Raw genomic sequence first — 23370 nt, 5'->3', positions numbered from 1 at the left:
CTGAACAACTCTGGTGACTTCTGCGCTTTGAGGGGACTCAAAGTGCAAACGACATTCAGAACACCTTTCAACCAGTCACAGATGCAGAAATGCATCTGCGTTTTATTACATTCAGTGTTTTACCTCTTTGGAGGTGAAGCATGAAACTCGAAGCATCCTTAAAACATTTCAGCCCTCAGGGCATGCATATCAGCGACGATGTGAAAAGCACATCACCTGACCGTCTCAACGGTACGGATGTTATGGCTGGTATTGGGGTGACAAGCAGCAGGGCAAGGTTCGGACTGTCTGCTTTCTTCGGAAAGGCTGGTATCAGCAAGACAGATCAGCAATTGGCCGTCCAGGCGCTAGCGCGGTATGCGATTGAAACTGCACCGAAGAACGTACGCAAAACAGCGGGTAAAGAGTTGGGTCGCTGCTGCCTGATTTTGGCGCAGTTTGCTTTTGCGGAATATTCCCGGTCCGCGGAAACAACGGGAGCCTGCAGGGTATGTAATGGAACCGGACAGATTGAAACTTCTACCACAGAACGCAAAGTTTCTAATCCGTGGGGCAAAGCACCATATTGGGCTAAAAAATCCCGTGCTGTCCGTCCTTCCGACTGGGATAAGTGGACTGAAGTAACAGCCAGCATAAGCGCTAAATGTGAAGCCTGTGACGGTAAGGGGAAAGTAAACGCTCGCTGCCGCTGTGGTGGTTCTGGCCGGGTTCTGGATCGCAAAGCGACAAAAGAGCAGGGAGCACCGGTATATAAAATCTGTGAGCGCTGTTCGGGGAATGGCTTTTCAACGATGCCGTCTACTGCTGCTTACAAAGCGATTCTGATGCTTATCCCAGACCTGCACATCAGAACATGGACACGTAACTGGAAACCTTTCTGTGATGCGCTGGTGGACCAATGCTGGAAGGAAGAGGAGAGGGCAGATAAAGAGTTTCAACGAGCAACAGCTGATTGAGTAAATGGTCGCATTATTTTGCATTTTAAGCGCACGATGCTTGATTTTGTCCGAATTTGTCGTGTATATTTTGAATCGTGGAATAAAACGCCTGAACGAAACCATTCATATAAACCCTGCTACTGCAGGGTTTTGTGTTTTTGAAAACAAATGCCTGAAATCGGCTATAAAGTGTGATCTGAATCAAAATGCCATGCGCCAATCTTAAGGAATATTAAGGAACTGTAAATATTCTTTATAGGTGATGGTCTTATGGCGTTAAAAGATATTTTTGTGCGAACCGAACCTTGCAGACGGCATTATGGCGTTGCATTGTTTATCGGGCTTATTTCTGGGGTGGTTTCTGCATTTGTTAAATGGGGTGCTGAAGTACCATTACCACCTCGTAGCCCTGTCGACATGTTTACCAGTGCCTGTGGACCAGAGTCATTAATTCGAGCTGCCGGGCAAATTGATTGTTCCAGAAACTTCCTTAACCCTCCTTATATTTTTCTGCGTGACTGGTTAGGGTTAGCCGATCCAAATGCGGCTGTCTATACCTTCGCCGGACATGTGTTTAACTGGGTAGGTGTAACGCATATCATATTCTCCATCGTGTTTGCGGTTGGGTATTGTGTAGTTGCTGAGGTGTTTCCAAAAATCAAGCTGTGGCAGGGTTTGCTTGCAGGTGCACTCGCACAACTGTTTGTCCATATGATTTCGTTCCCGCTTATGGGCCTAACCCCACCGTTGTTCGAACTACCATGGTATGAAAACGTTTCTGAAATATTTGGACACCTGGTGTGGTTCTGGTCAATTGAGATAATTCGCCGGGATCTCAGAAACAGAATTACGCACGAACCTGATGCTGAGGTTTCTCTGAATTCAGCATTCAGATAATCCAGGCTGTAAAAGCCAGACCCGCATAAAATGCGGGTTTTTTATGCCTGCGATTGGTAGCTGTTCGACAGTGCTGTTCGCTGTGATGGCAGCCGTAATATCGGCATCTTTCACAGTCGTTGTATTGACGCTGGCTATGTTTGCAGCATAACGTATTTATGTGGTGAATCCCCCTATGCGGAGGGGCGACCAGTCAGTTACAGAAACCTGTAAATGCAGCGCGGGCCATGCCGACTGGGGCATGCTCATCGGGAGGCACCCGGCACCACATTGCCACTAAACATATTTAAGATTTATGGCAGGTTTACTTTTGCGGTTGCCCTTCTATGTTTATAGAACGTAACGGCAAAAGTGAATGCTTCCTGGTAAATCGGTAGCTCGGACTATTAGGAGTGCCTTCGATTCGTTACTACCTAGAATGCCTACTTTCTGCCCGCCTTCAGGCGGGCTTTTTTACGCCATCAATAAGGCGTTTCAGTAAGCAAAGGAAAACATTATTTGAAGGCTGCGCTTATGCGTGGCCTTTTCTTTTTCCCCTCAATTCTGAGAGGACTCACAGCAATAAGAGGGTGCTTAATGTCCGATCCTTTAACTGGTACCGGCCTGATTTTTGGCGGCTGTTTAATTGGTTCCGTCGTATATGGCGTTATCACCCATACCGATTTTGGTGTAGTATTTGGGGCTTTTGGCGGCGCGGTGTTTTATGTGGCAACGACCGCAAACCTGACACGTGGAAGGCAAATAGCTTACTTCATGACGTCGTTTATTGTCGGTGTTCTGGCTGCCGGATTATTAGGCTCAAAATTTACTACCTGGACAGGCTATACAGATCGCCCTCTAGACGCGCTCGGAGCGGTGGTGGCATCTGCTGTCACCATCAAGGTCCTGACTTTCATTAACAGCCAGGACTTGAGCAGCCTGTTCGGATTACTTTCCCGATTAAGGGGAGGAGGTTCGAGTGGTAATAAATGACCCGGCAGCGCTGGTCAATGCGGTTATATGTGCCGTTATTGTCTGCGCTTTGATGTTTTATCAACGTCGCGGTGCCAGGCATCGTCCTGGTATCTCCATTCTTGCTTACTTACTGGTATTGATTTACGCGAGTATTCCTTTCCAATTTATCTTCGGTCTTTACGTACAGTCCCACTGGCTGGTGGTAATGGCAAACGTGATGATATGCGCCGCCGTGCTATGGGCTCGGGGTAACGTGGCGCGTCTGGTCGATACACTGAGGCACTAATGAATCAAACACAATTCCAGAAGGCGGCTGGCATCAGCGCCGGGTTAGCTGCGCGCTGGTTTCCGCATATTACAGCCGCGATGAAAGAGTTTGGTATAACAGAAGCTATCGATCAGGCGATGTTCATTGCCCAGGTAGGGCATGAAAGCATGGGATTTACCCAGCTTGTTGAGAGCTTCAATTATAGCGTGGCCGGGTTGAGTAGTTTTGTCCGCGCCGGGCGGCTGACGCAGGGTCAGGCTAATTCGCTCGGCCGCCGGCAGGGTGAACCATCGTTGCCACTGGAGAGGCAACGAGCAATCGCCAATCTGGTGTACAGCAAACGCATGGGGAATAACGGGGCAACAGACGGCTGGTTTTACCGCGGGCGCGGGCTCATCCAGACCACTGGCCTGAACAATTACCGCGACTGCGGGGATGCTTTGAAGATTGATCTGGTTAAACAGCCTGAATTGCTGGCACAGGATGAGTATGCGGCGTGCAGTGCTGCCTGGTTCTATACCTCACGCGGCTGTTTGCGTTATCCCGGTGACCTTACACGCGTCACTCAGATTATCAACGGCGGACAGAACGGCATTGATGACCGCAAAGCCCGCTATCTCCTGGCAAAAAGTATTCTTGTTTGAGGGAAACATGAACTATCTCATTAATCGACTGAAAGAGCCGTCAACCTGGCGCGGCATCATCCTGGTCATCGCCGGTGTCTTCGGCTATAAGATGCCTCCGGGCATTCAGGAAACCGTCATCGCTGGCGGCGTAGCGCTGGCTGGGGTTGTTGGCGCGGTGATGCCGGACAGCGTTAAGAAGTAAGCAGGCTAGCAACCTGCAGGGCTACAGAAACCCGCTTTCCTTTAGTTTTTTAGCCAATAAGTAATTGGTGATTACTCCAAGAGAAACCCCAACAATCCACGGCACAGATGAATTAAGCATTAGCGAGTTGTTCACATTAATGCTGGCGGTGATGCAGGCATAGGTATTTGTAAAAGCAAACCATGTAAAAAGTATCTGTTTCATTTGGTTATCTCCATGCTTTCCATCCCATCAATATCAACCTACGAGCCAGTAAAAGCAAATTAGGTACAACCGAAAGGGCTACGAAATGAGTGAAGCTAAACCGCAGGACGGCAGCACTGTAAAAGGCTACCGCACATTAACCGCTGGCGACATTGAGCGGATGAACCGCCTTAAAGGTGTCAGCCGGCATTTTTGCAGTCTGCTCGATACTGAGCGAGAGGTTACAACGGCTGAAGTTGTCGAGCGTGGTAGTCAGGCCGAAACCGAGAGAGCAGAGGCTTTGCGCTGCATGGCTATCGCGCGCACCAAAATGCAGGAAGCCTGTATGTGGGCATGCCGTGCAATAGCAAGGCCTGATAGCGATTGTTGATGCCGTGACATGTCACAACAAGCCCACCGATACGTTGGCTTTTTTTGTCATCTTATTTGATATCATCACCAATAATAACAATCAGGGTGAGACGACAATGAAACAGAAAATTGCTGATGCATTTGTTAATTTTACTCATGAGTGGAACTCAGCACTTCATGAATCCATTGAAAGGAAAATAAGGGAGGGCTACGACAAATCATTCCCTCATGCTGATGACATTGAGCATCGAATATCGACAGAAAAAACCATTCGAGAGTTTTACTATCAGCGGATGATGAATACGGCCTCGTTGCTGCTCACTGGTGTGTCACTATTGGTGGCATTGGTTGCACTGTTCGTAGCGATAGTGGCAATTAAGTACTCGTAGGTCCTCGGGGCATACTTGCTGGTCACGTTGGGTTGTTTACCGCAGGCAGCAGGGAAATCTGAGTGTTTCTTCACACCATATGCGAACGTCAGAAGCAGCGCATCACCCTTGCCTGATGGCCGGCCGATACTGAGCGCTAACCCCACTAAGGGATAAATCACTAGTTATCCCCACCCGAGGATAAAGTCATGAAGCAATAAGCGGAAAGACCGCAGCCGAAAGGCAATGTAGCAGTCGTGATGCTGCCCCGAGTCGCTTAATGGCGAGCCTATATGGTGGTGATGGGTAAGGGTTCATAAATAACACAAGCCCCGGTAAAGCAGCGCGAATGCCAGACGTGCACCGGAATAAGCGGCAATGATGCGACAGCGACTCAAGGGCATGAGCACGAACCACTGTGAGAGTGTGTCTTTACTTCCCTCGGATAGGTCTTATAGCTATTATCTCTTGGGGTTTACATAGGAGGGAATATGGAAGATTTAGCTAATAATGAATTACCTAGTGGCATGACTTATAGGCAGTGGCTTGTTGGCATGGCATTGCAGGGGCTTTTGGCTGGTGATATCGAAGACAAATTATCTGCCGAAGCCTGTGCAAATGCTGCTTTTAGATATGCGGATGCAGTAATCAATAAGATGATTGCTGCTGAGTATGCTAATACATCAAGTGCACCCTCAGAATAAAGACCTTATAGTTAACAATGAGTCTGCAGAGTTGAAGCCATCTTATATTTAGGTGGCTTTTTTATTAAGCATCGCACGTTCCACTTAAAGAGAGTCTTTAGGTAGTGAGCTTGGGTAACGTCGCCCAGTAGCCAAGCCTGATGCTGACTGCTAACCATACTAGGGGAAAACTGGAATATAAACCCCTCAAGGTGGTAAACGAGGAAACTATGATTCCATTAGTCCTTAAAGCCGAGCAAATCAAGGTTTTGCAGACTTCACTGAGCAGGACGGTCAACCCGCTTACACGATCACTCAGGCTAGCATCCCCGAATTTGAAGCTGATGACGGCAGCACTGTTCCGGGTTACGAGGGGCTTATCGCTTACTCAGAATCAGAAGAACACGGCGTGCTTCAGCTGGAAGATTAAACACTAAAGAAGCTACTTTTTGGATGAAAGGCTTTGATGTCTACCATTAATAGGTGTTCTCCTCTACACGTTAAAGCTGTACCTTGATAATGTTGATTTACATTAACGGTATTGGTGTTTTCATGAAAAAGGGATTTATCGGTACGATCTTCCTGTGTGGTATGCTTCTGGGGTGTTCCAGCTCCACTAAAAACCCTCAACCAAAGCTGCTATATTCGCCGCATCCTGCATATCCGTATTACGCACTGGCTAACAGGATTGAAGGAGGTGTGGCGGTTAGATATAACGTAGGTGTTGATGGCAAGATATCAAAGGTTTGGATCCTAAAATCAGAACCTCAGCACCTATTCGACTCTGCAGTCATTGCGGCAATGGCCCAATGGCGTTATGAAAACAATAAACCGAGCCAAGGCTTAACAAAAACAATATATTTTAAAATCAAAGCTCCGTCCGAATAAATTAGAGAGCAGAGTGTTGATACTTTTTCATTAATACCGCATTCATTGTCATCGCAAAGGCCACCTACGGGTGGTTTTTTTATGGCATTACGGAGCATCTACAAGATATGCCTTCGATAATGCTCCCCACATCGCACAGAGGTAAGACATGTCAGAGATCACCGCATCCGAGCAAATCCGCCTGGATATCATCAAGAAAGTGAATTACGACACCGCAGCGGCCAAGCTGGCCATTGACTGGGTTGGTGACAGCTATCTGAAGTCTGAGCTTTTCGCAGACTCCTTTGATCGAGTTTACACGGAAAGCGAGATTGTCTCGAAGACCCGCAAGGCCATCCAGGAAGCGACCGAAGCGCTGGCGCTGTTTGATACCGGCGCTGAGCAGGCCAGCTAAGGCATTACTGTCGGTGCATATGGAAGTATCGTTTCTCGTTCAGGAAAGGTGGTATCGACCGATACCACCTGATACGAACAGGCCCTTTTCAGAGTCTGTTGTAATTAACGCAAACCCGGACCATGTGAGAACCCGCCGCCAGGACCACCACCATGTCCGCCGCCCGGGCCTCCCGGAGGCAAAATGCATCCTGAAAGAGACAGCGCACCACAGATAACAAAAACAACAAGCATAATTCTTTTCATAATAACTCCTGAACTAAAGAGCCTTGATTCCAAAACATAAAAGTGAATATTTTATGGAGAATCAGTAATTCCTTTTTCTCCCTCACGTTAAATAGGAATAATCCATGGCAAAACCGGACTGGGGCGAGCTTCAGCAACGGTTCCTGTCCGATCATGCCGCAACCGGCGTATCACCGAAGGATTGGTGTGAAGCGCAGGGACTGAATTACGCTACTGCCCGCCGATACATCAAGAAACCCACTGCGCAAACTGCGCAAAAACCTGCGCAGAAGAAACTGCGCACTGCGCAAAAGGAAAAGTGCGCAGAAGAGCTGGTGGTGGATGATGGCCTCACCGATCAACAACGTTTATTTGTCGCGGAATACCTGAAGGACAACAACGCCACGCAGGCCGCCATTCGAGCCGGGTATAGCAAGAAGACTGCTGAACAAATTGGTTATCAGCTGCTTCAGAAAACTTCAGTTGCGCAGGCCATTGCGCAGCAGCAGAAAGCATCCATTGTGCGCACGCTCGGCAGCGCCGATGAAGTGCTTGAGCAGATATGGCGCCTGGCCACCTTCGACGCCAACCAGCTATCACAGTATCGACGCGGGAGTTGCCGCTATTGCTGGGGCTTCGGTCACCAGTATCAATGGCGTGACGCTGTTGAGTACGAAGAGAAGCGACTCGAAGCGCTTGAGCGAAAACGTCGCGAGCCCGTCGATGTTGGTGGCTACGGTTACGACCACACCAGCGCACCTAACCCGGAATGCCCTCGCTGTAATGGAGATGGCGTCGGCCAGCCTTTCTTCGCTGATACGCGCAAGCTGGCGCCTGATGCTGCGCTTGCCTATTCCGGTGTGAAGCTTGGGAAGAATGGCGTGGAGATTACCGCTATTAGCCGTGAGCGAATGTACGAGGCGGTGATGAAACGTCTCGGCCTGGCTGATAGCGAGTTCGCCCAGCGTCTGCAGCTGATTGAAATTGAGCGCCGGCAGCTGGAGGTTGAAAAATTACGCAAAGAGCTGGCCACTGATCCGGAGGATGACGAACCAACGCCAGTTGCAATCAATATCAACGTAGTCGATGCACGAGTGAGGGAAGAGGATGGCGATAGCACCGACGCTTAACATCCCTCAGGCCAAATTCCTTGCGATGCAGTACAAGTTTAAGGCCTACGTCGCCGGCTTCGGTTCTGGCAAGACGTGGGTCGGCTGCGGTGGTATCTGCAAAGGGATGTGGGAACACCCCAAAATCAACCAGGGTTACTTTGCGCCAACGTATCCGCAGATCCGTGACATCTTTTATCCCACTGTTGAGGAGGTGGCCCACGACTGGGGGCTGAATGTCAAAATCAACGAGGGAAACAAAGAGGTTCACTTCTACGCCGGGCGCCAGTACCGAGGAACGACGATTTGCCGCTCGATGGAGAAACCGCAAACCATCGTTGGTTTTAAAATCGGTAATGCGCTGATTGATGAGCTGGACGTAATGCCCGCCAAAAAGGCGCAGTTAGCCTGGCGAAAAATCATTGCTCGTATGCGTTACAACGTGGCCGGTCTTCGTAACGGGATCGACGTCACCACGACGCCGGAAGGGTTTAAATTCGTTTATCAGCAGTTCGCAAAAGCTGTACGAGATAAGCCTTCGCTCTCAATGCTGTATGGCCTGGTGCAGGCCTCGACGTTCGACAACGAAAAGAATCTGCCGCCGGACTATATCCCGTCGCTGATGGAGTCATACCCGCCGGAGCTGATCAAGGCTTATCTCCGTGGCCAGTTCACCAATCTGACCAGCGGGACGATTTACCATCAGTTTGACCGTAAGCTGAATAACTGCCGGGAGGAAGAACAACCCGGTGAGCCGCTGTATATCGGTATGGATTTCAACGTCGGGAAGATGGCCGGGGTTGTTCATGTGTTACGTCTGGGGCTTCCGTTTGCGGTGAATGAAATTGTGAAGGCTTACGACACCCCTGACATGATCCGCATCATCAAAGAACGGTTCTGGCTGTATGACGGCAACAATTATCGCAAGGTGCGGGAAATCTATATTTACCCGGACGCTTCCGGCGATTCCCGCAAATCCAGCAATGCCAGCGCCACGGATATCGCTCAGCTTAAGCAGGCCGGCTTCAATGTGGTTGTTAATGCATCAAACCCGCCAGTGAAAGACCGCATCAACGCGATGAATGCCATGTTCTGCAATGGTAACGGTGAACGTCGCTACAAAGTGAATGTAAAGCGGTGCCCGGTGTACACCGAATCGCTTGAGCAACAGGTTTGGGGCGAAAACGGTGAGCCGGATAAAACGGCGGATAACGATCACCCCAACGATGCCGGTGGGTATTTCATTGTGAAGCAATTCCCGATCATCAAACCGACTGGAAAAGTCACCCAACTGCGGATGTAAAACCATGCCTGATATTTCAACGCCCAACCTCGACTATAACGACATGGTTGAGGCATGGGATATTAATGATGCGCTGATGGGCGGCACGTTGGAAATGCGCCGGCAGGGCAAGAAGTATCTCCCGAAATGGCCGAACGAAGATCCTGAAAGTTATAAGGAGCGTTTGGCTTCGGCAACGTTACTCCCTGCCTATGAAGAGGCCATTAAACAAAACATCGGGCGAGTGTTTGCTGAGCCGACGGTATTGAGTGAGGATTCTCCTGAACAAATACGGGAGCTGTCGCCGGATATTGATATGGAAGGAAACCGGCTCGATGTCTGGGCGCAGCAATTTTTCAGCATCGGATTCCAGTATGGCCTGGTACATGCGCTGGTGGATTTCCCGAAAATTGACCGGGAGGCAGTAAAAACTAAAGCCGACGAAAAAGCCGCGGGATCCCGCCCGTATGCCACGATGTTAAATCCTCGCCAGGTCATCGGCTGGAAATCGAAAGTGGTTAAAGGGAAAGTGATGCTGACCGATCTGCGTATCAGAGAGGTCATCATTATTGATGGCGACGATTACGGGCAAACGAAAGTTGAGCAAATACGCCATATCATGCCGGGCAAGGTTGAAATTTATCGCCGAAATAAAGGTGATAACGGCGAAAGCCAGTGGCAGATTCACGACGAGTGGGAAACCAGTCGCGATGATATTCCCCTGGTGACGCTTTACACGAAACGCACAGGCTTTATGCGCGGTTCACCGCCACTGCTTAATCTCGCCTTACTGAATATCAAGCACTGGCAGAGTCAGAGTGAACAGGACAACATTCTTCATGTCGCTCGCGTGCCGTTGCTGGTGGCTTACGGTCTGGCTGATGGCGAAACGTTGACGATAGGTTCTTCCTCTGCGACTCGTTTCGATGACCGACAGCGGCAGGGACTGGAATATGTCGAGCATACCGGGGCTGCGATTGAAGCCGGTAAGATTTCCCTTGAGGATCTGGAAAACCAGATGCGTCAGACCGGCGCAAAACTGCTGCGCGCGGAAAACACATCGACTAAATCCTTAGACCAGACTCACGAAGAGCGGATGCAGGAGAATTCACCTCTCTACACCATGGCAAGCTCGCTTGAGGATGCGCTCGATAATATCCTGCAGATTATGGCGGAATGGCTGGGCGAGAAAGAAGGCGGCAATGTCGATGTACGCACCGAACTGGATGTTTCAGCCCAGACGTTTGATGCCGCAGCTGCAACAGCTGTTCAGTCGCTCCGCCAGGGTGGTGATATACGTCAGGTCGATGCTGTTCGCGTTTTGCAGGCCCTAAAATTTATCGATCCGGATGCGAAGCCCGAAGAGGTAATCGACGAGCTGCGAAATCAGCAGGTCACGCTGGCCGGCGGACTGAGTAACCCGGGTGGTGCAAATGGCAACGGCGAATGACAAGCTTCAGGATGAATCGATAGCGCATGCGATATGGATAGCGCGGTACAGCACCAGTGTTGCAAACAGGATGATAAAAATCCTGAATGACAGCGATGCGGAACTGACAGCCAGATTGCTGGTAGCGATGGATAGCCTGGATGCTGACAGCTTTACCGTGTCGCGACTGGAAGCGCTGCTCGTTAGTGTCAGAGCTCTCAATCGCGAGGCTGTGCAGTCAATGTACGCGGGACTATCTGATGAGCTGCAGCAACTCGCTCAGCACGAAGCAGGCTTTCAGCTGAGCCTGTTCCAGTTTGCGATCCCCGATGATGTGCTATCGCTTCACCCGCTGGTGGGCATTTCACCGGATGCCGTTTACGCAACTGCGATGGCACAGCCGTTTCAGGGGCGCCTGCTTTCGGAGTGGGCAGATAACCTTGAAGCTGACAGGATGGCAAGAATTTCCAATACAGTGCGGCAGGGTTTTCTCCTGGGCGATACGCATGAGCAAATCGCCAGAAAGGTCCGTGGTCATGCTAACCGTGGCTATCAGGATGGCGCGCTGCAGATGAGCCGAACCAATGCCGGCAGTATTGCAAAAACGGCTGTGGGGCATCTTGCTTCTACAGCCAGGAAAAGCTTTGCAGATGCGAACGATGACATTTTGAAGGGTAAGCAGTGGTTATCCACTTTGGATAACCGTACATCAAAAGACTGTCGGATTCGCGACCGCCTCAAGTACACACTGGATAACAAGCCGATCGGCCATAAGGTGCCGTATCTGCAGGGACCCGGGAAAATCCATTTCTGCTGTCGCAGCGTCGAAACCTACATCCTGAAATCGTCTGATGAGCTGGGTATTGCTGTTGGGCAAATATCAGATAGCTCACGTGCCAGCATGGACGGGCAGGTGCCTTCGGATACCGATTATCAGGGCTGGTTCTCGCGCCAGTCGTTCACGCGACAGTCCCAGATCGTTGGCGTAACCCGGGCCCGGCTGATTCGTGACGGCGGCATGTCGCCCGATGACTTCTACAACGACAAGGGCGAATGGCTGACTCTGGAGCAACTTCGTAACCTGGATGCTCAGGCGTTCAGTAACGCCAGACTTTAAAGCTTTTTAAGTCTTCCATCAGGCTGCCTCCGGGCGGCCTTTTTTATTGCCGTGATCCGGATGGTGAGCGGTGCAACGGTCGGATGACCACCGAAAAGGTAACCACATGAAACTGAAAACAGTCGAAGTTAACGGCAAAAGCTATGCAGAAGTCGATTCCAGCGGTTTACCCGTCTACGTCCACGATGACGGCCAGGAAGTTGGTTTTGATGCTGTGCAGGCCGTTGGGAAAATCTCTTCTCTGAATGGCGAGGCGAAATCTCATCGTGAAGCCAAAGAAGCCGCTGAAGCCGGTCTGGCTAAGTTTGCCAAAATCGGCGATCCGGCAAAGGCGCTCGAAGCGCTGGAGATGATGACTAAAATCGACCAGAAAAAACTGATCGACGCAGGCGCCGTTGATCAGGTTAAAGCGGATATCACCAAATCATTCCAGGCCCAGCTTGATGAAGCTACTCAGCGTGCGACGACCCTTGAAGGCCAGCTTTATCAGGAAATGATCGGCGGCCGGTTCTCTGGCTCGAAATTCATCGCAGATAAAGTGGCAATTCCGGCAGATATGCTTCAAGCGCGGTTCGGTCAGTCCTTCAAAGTCGAGGACGGCAAAGTCGTTGCCTATGATGGCTCTGGCAACAAAATTTACTCCCGCTCGAAGCCGGGCGAACTGGCGGCCTTTGATGAGGCGCTGGAGTTCCTGGTGGAGCAGTACCCACAGAAAGACCACATTCTGAAGGCCAGCGGCAACCAGGGAGGCGGCTCACGGCAGTCTCAGCATTCACTCGGGCAGAAAACAATGAAACGCGATGCGTTTACCAGTTTGAGTCCGACAGATCAGCAATCAACTCTCAAAGACGGTATCACCATCGTCGATTAATTCTTTGCCCGCCGCCGGATGGCTGCTGGTGCCGGAGCTGGATAGCTCAACCAACCCTATATTTTAATTTCCAAGGAATCCATACACATGGCTAATACGCTTACCGGGTTGATCCCGACTATCTTCACGGCTCTGGATACCGTATCTCGCGAACAGGTCGGTTTTATCCCGGCTGTATCGCGCAATGCTAAAGCTGATGCGGCGGCGAAGGACCAGACTGTTACTGCGCCGGTTGCGCCACCGGCAACCACTGTTGATATTACCCCGGGGGCTACTGCGCCAAATGACGGCGACCAGACGATCGGCACCGTTGATGTCAAAATCACCAAATCTAAAATGGCCCCGGTCAAATGGAACGGTGAGGAACAACTGGCACTGGGGCCCGCAGGGACATACAACACCATCCTTGCTGATCAGTTTAAGCAGGCTTTTCGCGCGCTGGCTAATGAGATGGATGCAGATCTTGCAGCTCTGTATTTCGCATCCTCCCGTGCTGTTGGTACGGCCGGCACCGCTCCTTTCGGTATTGCAGGTGATTTGTCGGATGCGGCAAATGCGCGCCAGGTTCTCTCTGACAACGGTTCGCCGACAACAGATCTGCAGATGGTTCTCGGTTCTTCGGCTATCGCAAACCTCCGCGGTAAACAGTCTGTTCTGTTCAAAGTAAACGAGTCCGGTACTGATGCGCTTCTGCGTGAAGGTATTGTGGGGCGACTTGAAGGTTTCAACATCCACGAATCCGCGCATGTTAAGAAACGCGCTGCATCTCCGGCTGCCGGATACCTGGTGAATGGAGCAAAAGCTGAAGGCGAAATTCTGATTGCCATTGATACCGGCACAGGTGCTTTTGCAGCAGGTGACATCGTGACGTTTGACGGGGACAGCAATAAATACCTTGTTGCTGCTGCGACGGCCACAGCAATCACCCTGGCTGCTCCTGGCTTACGTCAGGCACTGGCCGACAACACCGCTATTACCGCTGGTGGCGCCTACACCGCAAACATGGCGTTTGATCGCAATGCATTCCTGCTTGCATCCCGAACTCCGGCAATGCCGCAGGGCGGCGATACCGCGGATGATGTGATGAACGTTACTGACCCGGTATCTGGCATTACTTACCAGGTAGCACTGTACCGCCAGTATCGCCAGGTGCGTTACGAAGTCGGTTTGTCCTGGGGCGTAGCGGCGGTTAAGTCCGCGCACTCTGCGTTGTTGCTGGGCTGATAAACAGGGGCTTCGGCCCCTTTTTTTTAGTGGAGGGCTAATGGCCGGATTAACAAAAGAGCAGCGCGCCCAACGAGCTGCTGAGCAAACTGCGTCTACGAAGGTGGATAACAACGTACCCGTAACGACCACATCGCTGCTGGTGGCGATGTTTACCGATTTCCCGGCATTCCCGGGTGCGCCCAATACCGCCAACGTTCACCCTGATGAAGTGGAGAACTGGAAGGCGCACGGCTGGAAAGAAATGGAGTGATGCATGATCACTTTCATCACCGTTGAAGATGTCAATTCGATTCTCGGTGCCACCTGGACAGATGAAAGCAAAAAAGCCAAATCTGTGCTGATGGCCAATACCTGGGTGAATGGACTTAACCTGAAACTACCGTGCAATAAGGCAACTCACGAAACCATTATTCCTGACGATGTGAAACAGGCTGGCGCCTATGCGGCGCTGTCGGCGGCAAATGGCGGGCTGTATCAGCAGAAAACTGATTCGGGGGTATTGCTGAGTAAGGCGGTTGACGCTGACGACGTTTCTGTTTCAAAGACCTTCGCAGAACTCGGTACCAACAGTTCGGCATTGCTTGATTCGGACCTGCAGCTGGCGCTGGCCATGCTTAAGCCCTATGGCGTTAGTCAGTCACAGGTGCGGCTGGTGAGGGGGTGATATGGGCATTCGTGACGAGTTGCAGACCGATGTAGCCGCAGCCTTCGATACAGACCTGCAGGATGCCGTTAAGGATTTCACTGGGTCATACACCGTTCGAGGTGCCTGGGACCCGGTGACGGAAACCGGCACTGAAACGCAGGTGACTTACTCGGGGCGTGGAGTGCTGGCGCGCTATAAACTCCACCGTATCGATGGCGTTAATATTCTGCATGGTGATGTGAAGCTAACCGCCCTGGTTAACGAGGTGACTGATAAGCCGGCAGTCGGGCATTTCATCACGGCGCCGGATCCGATTACGGGTGAGCTTCAGCGTTACGACATCATAACCGCTTCTGCCGACTCTGCTGGCGCTGCGTACTCCATTCAACTGCGGAGGGCGTGATATGGCTAAGGGCTGGAACATTGACCCGGCGGCATTCGCCGGGCTGGTGGCCGAAGATGTCAAACTACGCCAGCGGACAATCGCCATTCAACTGCTGAATGAAATTGTTCAACGGTCGCCGGTAGGAAACCCGGAGCTGTGGGCTATCAACGCGACCGCGGTTCAATACAACAAAGCTGTTGGGGAATGGAACGAATCTCTTTATGCCGACCCTGCTAACCTGACCAAAACCGGAAGGCTCAGGAAGAAAGTCCGTGTTAATGACAGCATGGATATCAGGCGGCCGGCTGAGTATCGCGCAGGAACCTTCAGGGCATCGCATTTTGTCAGCATCGGCGAACCCGATCACTCCGTCCCGACCGAGCCGGATCCGCGTGGGACAATGACATTTCTTAATGGCAAAAATATCATTGACCAGGCGCCAGCCTACTCGGTGATTTACATTCAGTCGAACCTGCCTTACTCCGTGCCTCTGGAGAATGGTCACTCAACGCAGGCGCCAACAGGCGTCTATGCCGTCTCGTTTAATGGTGTGATTCAGGCCTACAAATGACCCTTACAGAAATCAGAAACGCTGTCATTTCCCGAATGGCGGCACAGACCGCTATTGCCTCTGATTCGGTGGATTATCCCAATGGTCCGGTATTTGACCCCAGCAACCGCGATATCTGGGCCCGCCTCACCAACATTGCAGGACAGGCTGGCGCAACCGAGATCGGGGATGGGCCAGTCGTCCACAGGACGGGCTTACTCATCATTCAGCTATTTGTTCCGGTTGGCTCCGGGACGTTGCTTATCTCCCGGACGGCTGATCAGCTAACGGAGTTATTCGAGTTCAGGGACGACGGAAAACTTAGTTATTTCGCTGTTTCTGCTGTGCCGGCGGGTGAGACCGATGGCTGGTTACAGCTCAATCTTCAAATTCCTTATCGCGCTCTGTAGCGCACAAAAAACAGGAGGCTCCTGTGAGCTCAGGTGCAAAAGTAGTAGCCGCGTTTATTCGCGAGACAACGCCAGGAATCACGCCAACAGCAGGGGCGTGGAACCTGCTGCGCCGTTCTTCATTTGGTCTGAAACCAACGCAGAACACCAACGACAATGACGAAATCGCTGGTGACCGTATGGCGCAGGGTGTTTCACGCGGCACAGTGGATGTCGGCGGCGATGTCGGCACACGGTTTCGCTGGAATCAGCATGACGATTTTCTTGCCAGCTGTTTCGGCGCCGAATGGGTAAATAACGTGCTGACGATGGGTAATGGTCGTATTACGTTCTCCGTGGCGACCTTTTCCAGTGATGTGGGGATCGCCCAGATTGCCCGCGGTTGCCAGGTTGGTACCTTCCAGATGGAAATCCCGGCCGATGGTGATATCACTGCAACCATTACGTTTGCAGGGCTGGACTGGGAGACGAAGGGGGACGATACCAGCTTTTTCACCACGCCAGTGGATTTAGCGGGGGCGCTGCGTTACTCCTTCAAAGAGGTCACAAACATCCGGCTAAATGGTATTGATGGCGGGACAGGCTTCTGCGTCGACACCTTTAACATTCAGTTCAACAACAATATGCAGACTCAGCGCTGCATCGGTACCGGTTCGGCGTTCGCCGGCGCAAACATTCCGACAACCTTTACCCCGTCAGGTCAAATCACGCTGTCATGGTCAAAGGCTGCCTGGGAGGTTTACAAAAAAACGTTCACCGGCGAAACGGTGCCGTTTAGCTTCACGCTGGAGAATGCTGAAGGCGCCTATACCTTCGATTTCCCGGAAGTGCAGATCTCCGGCGACTGGCCGGATGCGGGGAGCACTGACATTGTTCAGGTTCAGCTGGATATCACCGCGGCCAATACTCCGCCAACTATTACTCGCGTTCCTGCCACTACTGGCGGTGGTGATTAACATTGGCCCTCTTTGGAGGGTTTTTTTATGGAGTTTTTTATGCTGATTGTTACCCCGAAAATTGATTTAAATGGCGAGCGCTGGTTTTATCCCTACAAAAAGCCAGAAGGCAGCAAAAAGGAATTCTCGCCGGAAGAAGAATCGCTGTTCAAACTTCGCCTGCTGGTGGCCAGCAGCGAGAATCCGCAATATCGCTCTCGTAACGCGCTGGTGCGCCGCCACATCGATAAGATGGACGCAGGTTATAAGGTGGGGACAACGGATTTTAATCTCGCCAGCGTGGACGATATAGACTCTGTTGATGACCTGCTGATCGATAACGCCGCTCGGTTCCTGCTGAAAGGCTGGGAGGGAGTAGGTAAGTTAGTCGACGGCATAGAGGTTGCTCTCGACTACACCCCAGAACTTGGGGCTGCCATGCTGAAACAGCACCCGGCGCTATACTGGCTGATACTGGCTGAGGCGGCAAATATTGCTCAGGGTAAGGAGCAGCAGACTCAGGAAACCGTAAAAAAGCCATAGAGGCCCAAAAGTGGCTAAAGGATTTCGCTGGCGAGCAGGGCGAGAAAGCAAAGTGGCGCAGGGAGAAGCTAAATCTCCCGCCCATACCTGAGCCCGAGATTGATGCTGTCACGGGGGAGATCCTCAACGCTTACGCCATGATATCGCGCGGCAGGAAGTATGCGGGCATGGCCGGAGTACCGCTCCCTCTATCCCTGAATGATATCGAGCTTTACCTGGCTTCGCGCACCATCCTGATCGACCGCATTGAGTTTGATGCAGCGATACTGGCCCTTGATGATGTCTGGAGGGCTGAGTGGTCGAAAGAACAGAGGAAGAACAGTAAGTAAAATGAGGCTCGGCATGGAACTCCAACCCTTTTAGCATTACATGCAGGCCTTAAAATTCAAAAACATCATCCAATGAGTTGAAAAAATGAACGAAGTGCACCACAATAGATGCATAAGTGATGCTGTTTGGAGGTTTTATGGCTCGTTTAAGTGTTACGCTTTCCCCAGAGATGGAAGCTTTGATTCAAAAAGTATCCTCAAAGAGGGGGATATCCAGAGCGCAAGCGGTACGCCGAGCATTTGCTTTGCTACAAATTTCCGAAGAACAAATGGAAAACGGAAGAGAGTTGGGAATTATAAAAGATGAAGGTGGCGAAATTAAGGCTGTAGGAAAAATTGCAGGCTTGAAAAGCCATGGCTGATTCTTATGGTAAGGAACCATCGGGAAAGGAACCATTTACTGTTAATTTGGCGGATGAGGAGCAAGAGGTTGGAGATATCCAGTTCAATCTTCCTCTTGCCCGTTTTCAGATGGCAAAATGGGTGTTAATTTGTCTTTTCGGACTGATTGTGTTCCTGATATTTTGGCGAATTGCGCCTGATGCACAACCAAAACAAGATATTATAGAGGTCTTTAATAAGGTCTTTGATAGTGTTATACCTATAGGGTCATTGATTCTTGGTTATTATTTCGGCAGTTCAAATAAGACCAATGAATAACCCGCTACTTGCGGGTTTTTGTTCTATAGATCAAATCATTGTCCGAGTAACTTTGTTAAACCTGCGGTAGTCGCAGCTTGTACCACAGTTTTAAGTGCTTCCGTTGAAAGTTCAGCGAGCGTGGATTTTGCTTTTTCTTTCTGCTCATCGTTCATGTTCGAAATCGCGATGAGGTCTTCGAGGATGACTACGGCTTCTCGATGGAATTTGATGGTTTGAACGTTCAATATTGCACTAAGCCCACCATCATCCCGAATAAAGTCAATTCCTTTATTCGTTATTTTAGTGTTACCGAGCATAACAATATAAGCTCCGGACATGACTTGCTCTAAATGACAGTCTATCAACCCATGGTCACGAAGGTAGATAAGGTTTGCTACTAGGTTATCCTCATTACCAAATGCTGATTTATAGTGACCTTCTCGCTCATGGTTAATACCATACGGTGATGTTTCATATAGTTCTTTCAGCAGTTCACGCTGTACATTTCTGTCGAACTTATCCATGGTAATTCCTTTGTTGGGCTTTACTCTCTAAGTTACACTGATACAGACGAGGCTAACATCCTGATAAACGATCAGGTGATTTTGCCGCCTACGCGCATCCCTGTTAATCTGTGTGCAAATGTTAATGATGGGGATAGGGATGTGGAAAGCGATAACTTCGATGACCCTTTGTTTGATCAGGCAATTAGCTTTGTAATCGAAAAGCGGAAAGCATCCGTAGCTGGACTGCAGAGGCAGTTTAGAATCGGGTACAGCCGTGCATCGCGGTTAGTTGAACAAATGGAGGAGATTGGAGTCGTTAGCAACCAAGGGAGCGACGGAAACAGAGACGTCTTGGCGTCCTCGCAATTCGACATAGCCGCTCTTAACTTGAAAGCTCTTAGAGAGGAAAAGGAAAGGCGGCGTCAAGAAGAATTATCAAGGCAAGCCAAAATTGCAAATTCAGTCGATGAACAATTAAGGCTTTCAGCAATTACAAATAAGAGAATTGTAATTTGGCTCAAAGATACAGGAAATGTAGCGCCATCAGGCAATAAGGTGTTTATCCTCAAATCCTCATCGCCTTTTGAATATTTGGCGCAGCAACAGAAAAACAAATTAAAGCCAGGTGACGCAGAGTACAGTGAGATACTTGATGGATATAGGTTTTCTGCCACAATGCAGATGCGGACGCCTACCAGCGTTCTGTGTCAGCATGGCAGGATAGAAAAGCTTCCTGCTCATAAATTACCTCGTATTGTAAAGCAGGAGTGGCAAGGCGTATGGCTGCCGCACCTAAAGCCAGCCGCAGAGCTTGGAGCATGGGCAAGGGAGGTTAACGGGGCTATGGCTTCTGAAGTCGGTTATGTTCCTCAAGATGGTGGAGATTTCTTGCGATTTATGCTTCTGGCTCATCAAATTGTTGATGACGGGTTAGGTCATGATGAAGCCATAGAGTGGATGAAAATCTGTAGAGATATGGTAGGTAGCGATGGCGAGTCTATTGGTAAATTCATTGAACGTTATGGAAATACACCAGAGTCGGCATGGTTTCGCATCTCATCCATGATAAAGAACAATAGGGACTCATTAAAATGACAAAGAAAACTCGATGCATATATTTGATTATTATGTCACTTGTGTTTGCTGGTAATAGTTTTGCTGAGGATGTTGAGATGCTATCCGGGTGGGGGATCAGCAAGAAAAAGGACCCGATGACTGACAATATTAATGTTCTTGTTGCGTTACAGTCAGAACCATACAATAAAGCCGGGAGCAAGGCGGGGTTAGCAGTTAGATGCTTTAATAATAAGACGGAGTTTTTAATATCTGCTGAGGGTTATTACGGGCATCCAACATCTACTGTTATGATGAGATTCGATAAAGGAAAGGCCTCATCAAGCCAGTGGTCTGTGGCTCAAGGAGGGCGAGCGCTTTTTTCAATGAATCCGATAGATGAAGCTAAGAAACTCACTGAACATAAAAGGTTGCTCATTAGATTCCAGCCGTACGGACAAGGAGATATTGATGCGCAGTTTAACCTTGATGGTGCTGATTTAGCGATACATGAAGTACGAAAGGCGTGTTCATGGCCGTAAAAATTAACTAGCCCACTCAGGTGGGCTTTTTATCATAGATGATATAAGGATGACTGATTTCGCCACGGAAGTTGGCTAAAGAATCGCTGGTGGCTGTAGGTAGCCTTCACTAACTATCATCGTTTCAACGTTTTCTAACCCGCTTCGGCGGGTTTTTTTATTGCCCGGAGATCGCTAAATGACAGAACAAACCTCCCGCCTGGCCATTATTCTCGATAGCGTAGGGGCAAAACGTAATGCAGATAGCCTTTCTGATTCGCTAACTAAGCTCACAACAAACGGTGAAAAGACTGTTGCTGCCGTCGGTAAATTAGGTGCAGCTCTAACTGCTGCAGTTACTACTGGCGCACTCATGGCAGGAACGGCATTGGCGGCAATGATCAAGCACACGGCAGAGGCTGGTGTTGAGATTAGCCGGTTGTCAAAAATAGCTAATGCGTCTACTACTGATTTTCAGAAATACGCCATAGCTGCCAGTGCCGCGGGGATATCTCAGGAGAAGTTCTCCGACATAATGAAGGATGTTAATGATAAGGTTGGTGACTTCCTGAGCACCGGCGGGGGGGAGCTCCAGGATTTTTTTAAGACTATAGCTCCAAAGGTTGGTGTGACGGCTGAGCAGTTTAAGAATCTTTCAGGGCCAGCTGCAATGCAGCTATATGTTGATACCCTGCAAAAAGCCAATGTTTCACAAGCGCAGATGACTTTCTATATGGAGGCCATTGCCAACGATGCCACTGCTTTGATACCGATGTTTCAGAATGGCGGCAAAGTGATCAGTGAAATGGCCGATATATCGGAGAAGCTGGGTCTTATTCTCGACCAGAAAACAATTCGTGCGGCGCAGGAGTTGGAAACCACTGGCTGGCTGGTCAATTCCTCAATGCAGGGGCTAAGAACTCAGATTGCTGCGGGATTAATGCCAACGATCAGCGACCTAACAGGCGAGTTCACTACGTTCGCCGCAAAAGCAATAGATGTTACAGCCGTATCCCAAACACTGGATAGCTGGCTTAAAAATCTGGCTAAGGCCGCTGTAACTGTCGCAGGTGCTTTCATGGGTGTTACCAAGGCCATGGGAGGGATGGTTGACTTGTGGAATGGGATTAAGGATATAGACCTTTCACACCCCGTTGATGCCTATCATCAAATCAAAGATGTTTTCGCCAATGTGTCAGGCCAAGTAAACGGTGAGTTAGACAATATCCAGAAATGGGTGGATGAGGCTTGGGGGAAAATTAATGCTGCCGGAAAAAATGGAGGTAATGAGTTCATAAAGAACCTCACCGATATGCGTAATCAAATAAGTTTTGCGCAGGGGCATATCGGAACATTTTCCCCTGGAACAGGTAGTAAAACTAAAGCTTACTCTGAGGATGCAGGGCAGCGACTACTTAACCAGATTAACGAGCAAACTGCAGCATTCAATGCGCAGTTGGACGCTAGCGATAAATTATCAGTGGTCGCAATGCAGCGCCTGAAGTTTGAAGAGCAGATTAAGACTATTCAGGATCGACAGGCCAAAGGGCTGCCAGTTACCAAAGATCAACAGTCGCTGTTGTCTATGTCCAAAGAGATAGACGCAGCGTTCAAACGTCTAGAACTAAGTCAGAAAGCTACTGCAACCCTAGACGATTACCGGAAAATGCAGGAGCAAATTGCACCAAAGGAATTGCGCCAAAATGAGACGTTGCAAAAACGCCTCGAAATTCTTCAAAAGATGGTTGAGCTGAAGAAACTGACGCCGGAGGCTGCTGGGAAGCAGGCGAGTGACCTGATTAGTAAATCAGTGCTTCCGGATTCAGTTATCTCTGGGGTAAACAAGGCCGGTGGAACGCTCACGTCAGGTGCGACGAATAGTGACCTGGCAGGGCAAGGCCTGAATATGATAGGTCTGCAGATTGACCCTCAGCTTGAAATCATCGAAAAGCTGAAACAGGCGCAGACCGATTATGCTCTCTGGCTTAACGACCAGGAAAAAATCATCACCCAGAATAGCCAGTTGAATGCTCAGCAGCGCCAGCAGGCTCTCTCTGAACTTCATGAAAACGGCATGAGGAACCAGCAGGCCATCAGTACCGCTGTATATGCAGCCGAAATGCAGTCAGCTCAGAATGCATTTTCATCCATCACTGACTCAATGGGCACCATGTTTAGCAATCAGTCAGCCGCATATAAGGCGGCTTTTGCAGTGAGTAAGGCGTTTTCTATCGCTCAGGCATCGTTGAACATGTATACCGCCATCTCTCAGGCCATGGCAGACCCCTCAGCACTGACGATTTACCAGAAGCTCGCCAACTATGCTCTCGTTGCATCGTCAATGGCGGAAATAGTTTCAGGCATTCAGAGTATTGCAGGGGTTGGCTTCGCTGAGGGGGGGTATACCGGCCCCGGGGGTAAGTATCAGCCAGCGGGTATTGTTCACAAAGGAGAGTACGTCTTCGACCAGGCATCAACGAACCGGATCGGCGTGTCTCAGCTTGAGGCACTTCGAAATGGCCAACCGCTTGATGCAACTCTGGGGCGTACAGGGTTTGGTACTGGTGTTCAGAACGTTAACAGCGATAACCGTAGGCAAACAACTGTACACGCGCCGATTAATCAGGAGTTTCATCTCCAGGGTATTACTCCGGAGCAGTTGAGCGCTACACTCAATCAGAATAATCGACAGCTTTCCAGGCAGTTAAAAGGTGAACTCACAAAGGAGGTTACCATGCCACAAGGAGCTTTTGGCAACGCTCTAAAAGGAAACTATACACGACACGGTCCTAGGTAAGCTAAACTGCATTAGCTGAGA

The 23370-nt window shown here is 50.0% G+C and carries 31 protein-coding genes and 2 pseudogenes; 31 read left to right on the top strand and 2 right to left on the bottom strand.

Annotated features, from left to right (window positions below; genetic code table 11):
• The first annotated feature begins 140 nt into the window (after positions 1-140).
• The 6 genes from N438_RS04935 (at position 141) to N438_RS27800 (ending at position 3885) form a co-directional block, all read left to right on the top strand.
• Positions 141-956, top strand: coding sequence for an antitermination protein (locus N438_RS04935; RefSeq protein ID WP_080895635.1), 816 nt, complete (start codon positions 141-143; stop codon positions 954-956).
• A 252-nt stretch (positions 957-1208) separates the two neighbouring features.
• Positions 1209-1835 carry a YagU family protein gene (locus N438_RS04930; protein WP_065800602.1) on the top strand — a complete coding sequence of 209 codons (627 nt, stop codon included), beginning with the start codon at positions 1209-1211 and terminating at the stop codon, positions 1833-1835.
• A 576-nt stretch (positions 1836-2411) separates the two neighbouring features.
• Positions 2412-2807, top strand: a complete 396-nt coding sequence (locus tag N438_RS04925; RefSeq protein WP_165818785.1) for a phage holin family protein — start codon at positions 2412-2414, stop codon at positions 2805-2807.
• On the top strand, positions 2794-3075 hold the full coding sequence (locus tag N438_RS04920) for a phage holin family protein (RefSeq protein WP_008806056.1): 282 nt from the start codon (positions 2794-2796) through the stop codon (positions 3073-3075). Before N438_RS04925 ends, N438_RS04920 begins: the two co-directional genes overlap by 14 nt.
• A complete protein-coding gene (locus tag N438_RS04915; RefSeq protein ID WP_065811852.1) occupies positions 3075-3701 on the top strand; it encodes a glycoside hydrolase family 19 protein in 627 nt (208 codons plus the stop codon). Before N438_RS04920 ends, N438_RS04915 begins: the two co-directional genes overlap by 1 nt.
• A 7-nt stretch (positions 3702-3708) precedes the next feature.
• Positions 3709-3885, top strand: coding sequence for a hypothetical protein (locus tag N438_RS27800; protein ID WP_165818784.1), 177 nt, complete (start codon positions 3709-3711; stop codon positions 3883-3885).
• Between the two features lie 21 nt (positions 3886-3906).
• Here N438_RS27800 and N438_RS04910 read toward each other — a convergent pair whose 3' ends face one another.
• The gene (locus N438_RS04910) at positions 3907-4089 is read right to left on the bottom strand and encodes a hypothetical protein (RefSeq protein WP_080895633.1); all 183 of its coding nucleotides are present in this window, start codon (positions 4087-4089) and stop codon (positions 3907-3909) included.
• 85 nt (positions 4090-4174) lie between these two features.
• Between N438_RS04910 and N438_RS04905 the strand changes: the two genes are divergently transcribed.
• The 22 genes and pseudogenes from N438_RS04905 to N438_RS04805 all read left to right on the top strand — a co-directional run bounded on the left by N438_RS04905 (position 4175) and on the right by N438_RS04805 (position 18490).
• The gene (locus N438_RS04905) at positions 4175-4459 is read left to right on the top strand and encodes a hypothetical protein (RefSeq protein WP_032735912.1); all 285 of its coding nucleotides are present in this window, start codon (positions 4175-4177) and stop codon (positions 4457-4459) included.
• 97 nt (positions 4460-4556) lie between these two features.
• A complete protein-coding gene (locus tag N438_RS27795) occupies positions 4557-4829 on the top strand; it encodes a hypothetical protein (protein ID WP_080895631.1) in 273 nt (90 codons plus the stop codon).
• Between the two features lie 470 nt (positions 4830-5299).
• Positions 5300-5512, top strand: a complete 213-nt coding sequence (locus tag N438_RS27460) for a hypothetical protein (RefSeq protein WP_133246601.1) — start codon at positions 5300-5302, stop codon at positions 5510-5512.
• 209 nt (positions 5513-5721) lie between these two features.
• A pseudogene (locus N438_RS28705) lies at positions 5722-5921 on the top strand (hypothetical protein).
• 122 nt (positions 5922-6043) lie between these two features.
• Entirely contained in the window at positions 6044-6379 is a 336-nt protein-coding gene (locus tag N438_RS04890; protein ID WP_243414551.1) for a TonB family protein, read from the top strand.
• 148 nt (positions 6380-6527) lie between these two features.
• Positions 6528-6773: a DUF2560 family protein gene (locus tag N438_RS04885; RefSeq protein WP_023304777.1), complete on the top strand. Its 246-nt coding sequence runs from the start codon at positions 6528-6530 to the stop codon at positions 6771-6773.
• A gap of 349 nt (positions 6774-7122) precedes the next feature.
• Positions 7123-8127, top strand: coding sequence for a terminase small subunit (locus N438_RS04880; protein WP_080895629.1), 1005 nt, complete (start codon positions 7123-7125; stop codon positions 8125-8127).
• Positions 8105-9409 (top strand): terminase family protein, encoded by a 1305-nt coding sequence (locus tag N438_RS04875; protein ID WP_116696145.1) that lies wholly within the window; start codon positions 8105-8107, stop codon positions 9407-9409. The genes N438_RS04880 and N438_RS04875 overlap by 23 nt, the downstream gene beginning before the upstream one ends.
• Positions 9410-9413: 4 nt before the next feature.
• Positions 9414-10838, top strand: coding sequence for a DUF4055 domain-containing protein (locus tag N438_RS04870; protein ID WP_116696144.1), 1425 nt, complete (start codon positions 9414-9416; stop codon positions 10836-10838).
• Positions 10822-11934, top strand: a complete 1113-nt coding sequence (locus N438_RS04865; RefSeq protein WP_004184466.1) for a phage minor head protein — start codon at positions 10822-10824, stop codon at positions 11932-11934. Before N438_RS04870 ends, N438_RS04865 begins: the two co-directional genes overlap by 17 nt.
• A 106-nt stretch (positions 11935-12040) precedes the next feature.
• A complete protein-coding gene (locus tag N438_RS04860; protein WP_024359389.1) occupies positions 12041-12805 on the top strand; it encodes a DUF6651 domain-containing protein in 765 nt (254 codons plus the stop codon).
• An 87-nt stretch (positions 12806-12892) separates the two neighbouring features.
• A complete protein-coding gene (locus N438_RS04855; protein ID WP_116696143.1) occupies positions 12893-14029 on the top strand; it encodes a P22 phage major capsid protein family protein in 1137 nt (378 codons plus the stop codon).
• Between the two features lie 40 nt (positions 14030-14069).
• Complete coding sequence (locus tag N438_RS04850) at positions 14070-14282, top strand: hypothetical protein (protein ID WP_110228730.1); 213 nt, start codon at positions 14070-14072, stop codon at positions 14280-14282.
• A gap of 3 nt (positions 14283-14285) precedes the next feature.
• Positions 14286-14696: a hypothetical protein gene (locus tag N438_RS04845; protein ID WP_048324643.1), complete on the top strand. Its 411-nt coding sequence runs from the start codon at positions 14286-14288 to the stop codon at positions 14694-14696.
• A gap of 1 nt (position 14697) precedes the next feature.
• Positions 14698-15081 carry a glutamate 5-kinase gene (locus N438_RS04840; protein WP_116696142.1) on the top strand — a complete coding sequence of 128 codons (384 nt, stop codon included), beginning with the start codon at positions 14698-14700 and terminating at the stop codon, positions 15079-15081.
• A gap of 1 nt (position 15082) precedes the next feature.
• Positions 15083-15634 carry a hypothetical protein gene (locus tag N438_RS04835; RefSeq protein ID WP_012967909.1) on the top strand — a complete coding sequence of 184 codons (552 nt, stop codon included), beginning with the start codon at positions 15083-15085 and terminating at the stop codon, positions 15632-15634.
• Positions 15631-16023 carry a phage tail terminator-like protein gene (locus N438_RS04830; RefSeq protein WP_116696141.1) on the top strand — a complete coding sequence of 131 codons (393 nt, stop codon included), beginning with the start codon at positions 15631-15633 and terminating at the stop codon, positions 16021-16023. Before N438_RS04835 ends, N438_RS04830 begins: the two co-directional genes overlap by 4 nt.
• A 23-nt stretch (positions 16024-16046) precedes the next feature.
• Positions 16047-16979, top strand: a complete 933-nt coding sequence (locus N438_RS04825) for a phage tail tube protein (RefSeq protein ID WP_116696140.1) — start codon at positions 16047-16049, stop codon at positions 16977-16979.
• Positions 16980-17018: 39 nt separating this feature from the next.
• Positions 17019-17501 (top strand): hypothetical protein, encoded by a 483-nt coding sequence (locus N438_RS04820; RefSeq protein ID WP_026005925.1) that lies wholly within the window; start codon positions 17019-17021, stop codon positions 17499-17501.
• A 167-nt stretch (positions 17502-17668) separates the two neighbouring features.
• Complete coding sequence (locus N438_RS04815) at positions 17669-17830, top strand: hypothetical protein (protein WP_116696139.1); 162 nt, start codon at positions 17669-17671, stop codon at positions 17828-17830.
• Positions 17831-17967: 137 nt separating this feature from the next.
• The gene (locus N438_RS04810; RefSeq protein ID WP_116696166.1) at positions 17968-18192 is read left to right on the top strand and encodes a ribbon-helix-helix protein, CopG family; all 225 of its coding nucleotides are present in this window, start codon (positions 17968-17970) and stop codon (positions 18190-18192) included.
• Entirely contained in the window at positions 18185-18490 is a 306-nt protein-coding gene (locus N438_RS04805) for a hypothetical protein (RefSeq protein WP_116696138.1), read from the top strand. The genes N438_RS04810 and N438_RS04805 overlap by 8 nt, the downstream gene beginning before the upstream one ends.
• A 35-nt stretch (positions 18491-18525) precedes the next feature.
• Here N438_RS04805 and N438_RS04800 read toward each other — a convergent pair whose 3' ends face one another.
• The gene (locus N438_RS04800) at positions 18526-18996 is read right to left on the bottom strand and encodes a hypothetical protein (RefSeq protein ID WP_243414549.1); all 471 of its coding nucleotides are present in this window, start codon (positions 18994-18996) and stop codon (positions 18526-18528) included.
• Positions 18997-19158: 162 nt separating this feature from the next.
• Between N438_RS04800 and N438_RS28700 the strand changes: the two are divergent.
• The 3 genes and pseudogenes from N438_RS28700 to N438_RS04785 all read left to right on the top strand — a co-directional run.
• Positions 19159-19350, top strand: a pseudogene (locus tag N438_RS28700) (DNA translocase FtsK); the annotation flags it as partial.
• Positions 19351-20069: 719 nt separating this feature from the next.
• Complete coding sequence (locus N438_RS04790; RefSeq protein WP_080876410.1) at positions 20070-20573, top strand: type VI secretion system-associated protein TagO; 504 nt, start codon at positions 20070-20072, stop codon at positions 20571-20573.
• A gap of 178 nt (positions 20574-20751) precedes the next feature.
• Positions 20752-23349, top strand: coding sequence for a hypothetical protein (locus N438_RS04785; RefSeq protein ID WP_116696136.1), 2598 nt, complete (start codon positions 20752-20754; stop codon positions 23347-23349).
• The last annotated feature ends 21 nt before the right edge of the window (positions 23350-23370 follow it).

Origin of the sequence: Klebsiella sp. GL120222-02, from assembly GCF_003097195.1 — a bacterium.
Classification (GTDB): Bacteria; Pseudomonadota; Gammaproteobacteria; order Enterobacterales; family Enterobacteriaceae; genus Klebsiella; species Klebsiella variicola.
This window is presented reverse-complemented; position numbering and strand designations above follow the sequence as displayed.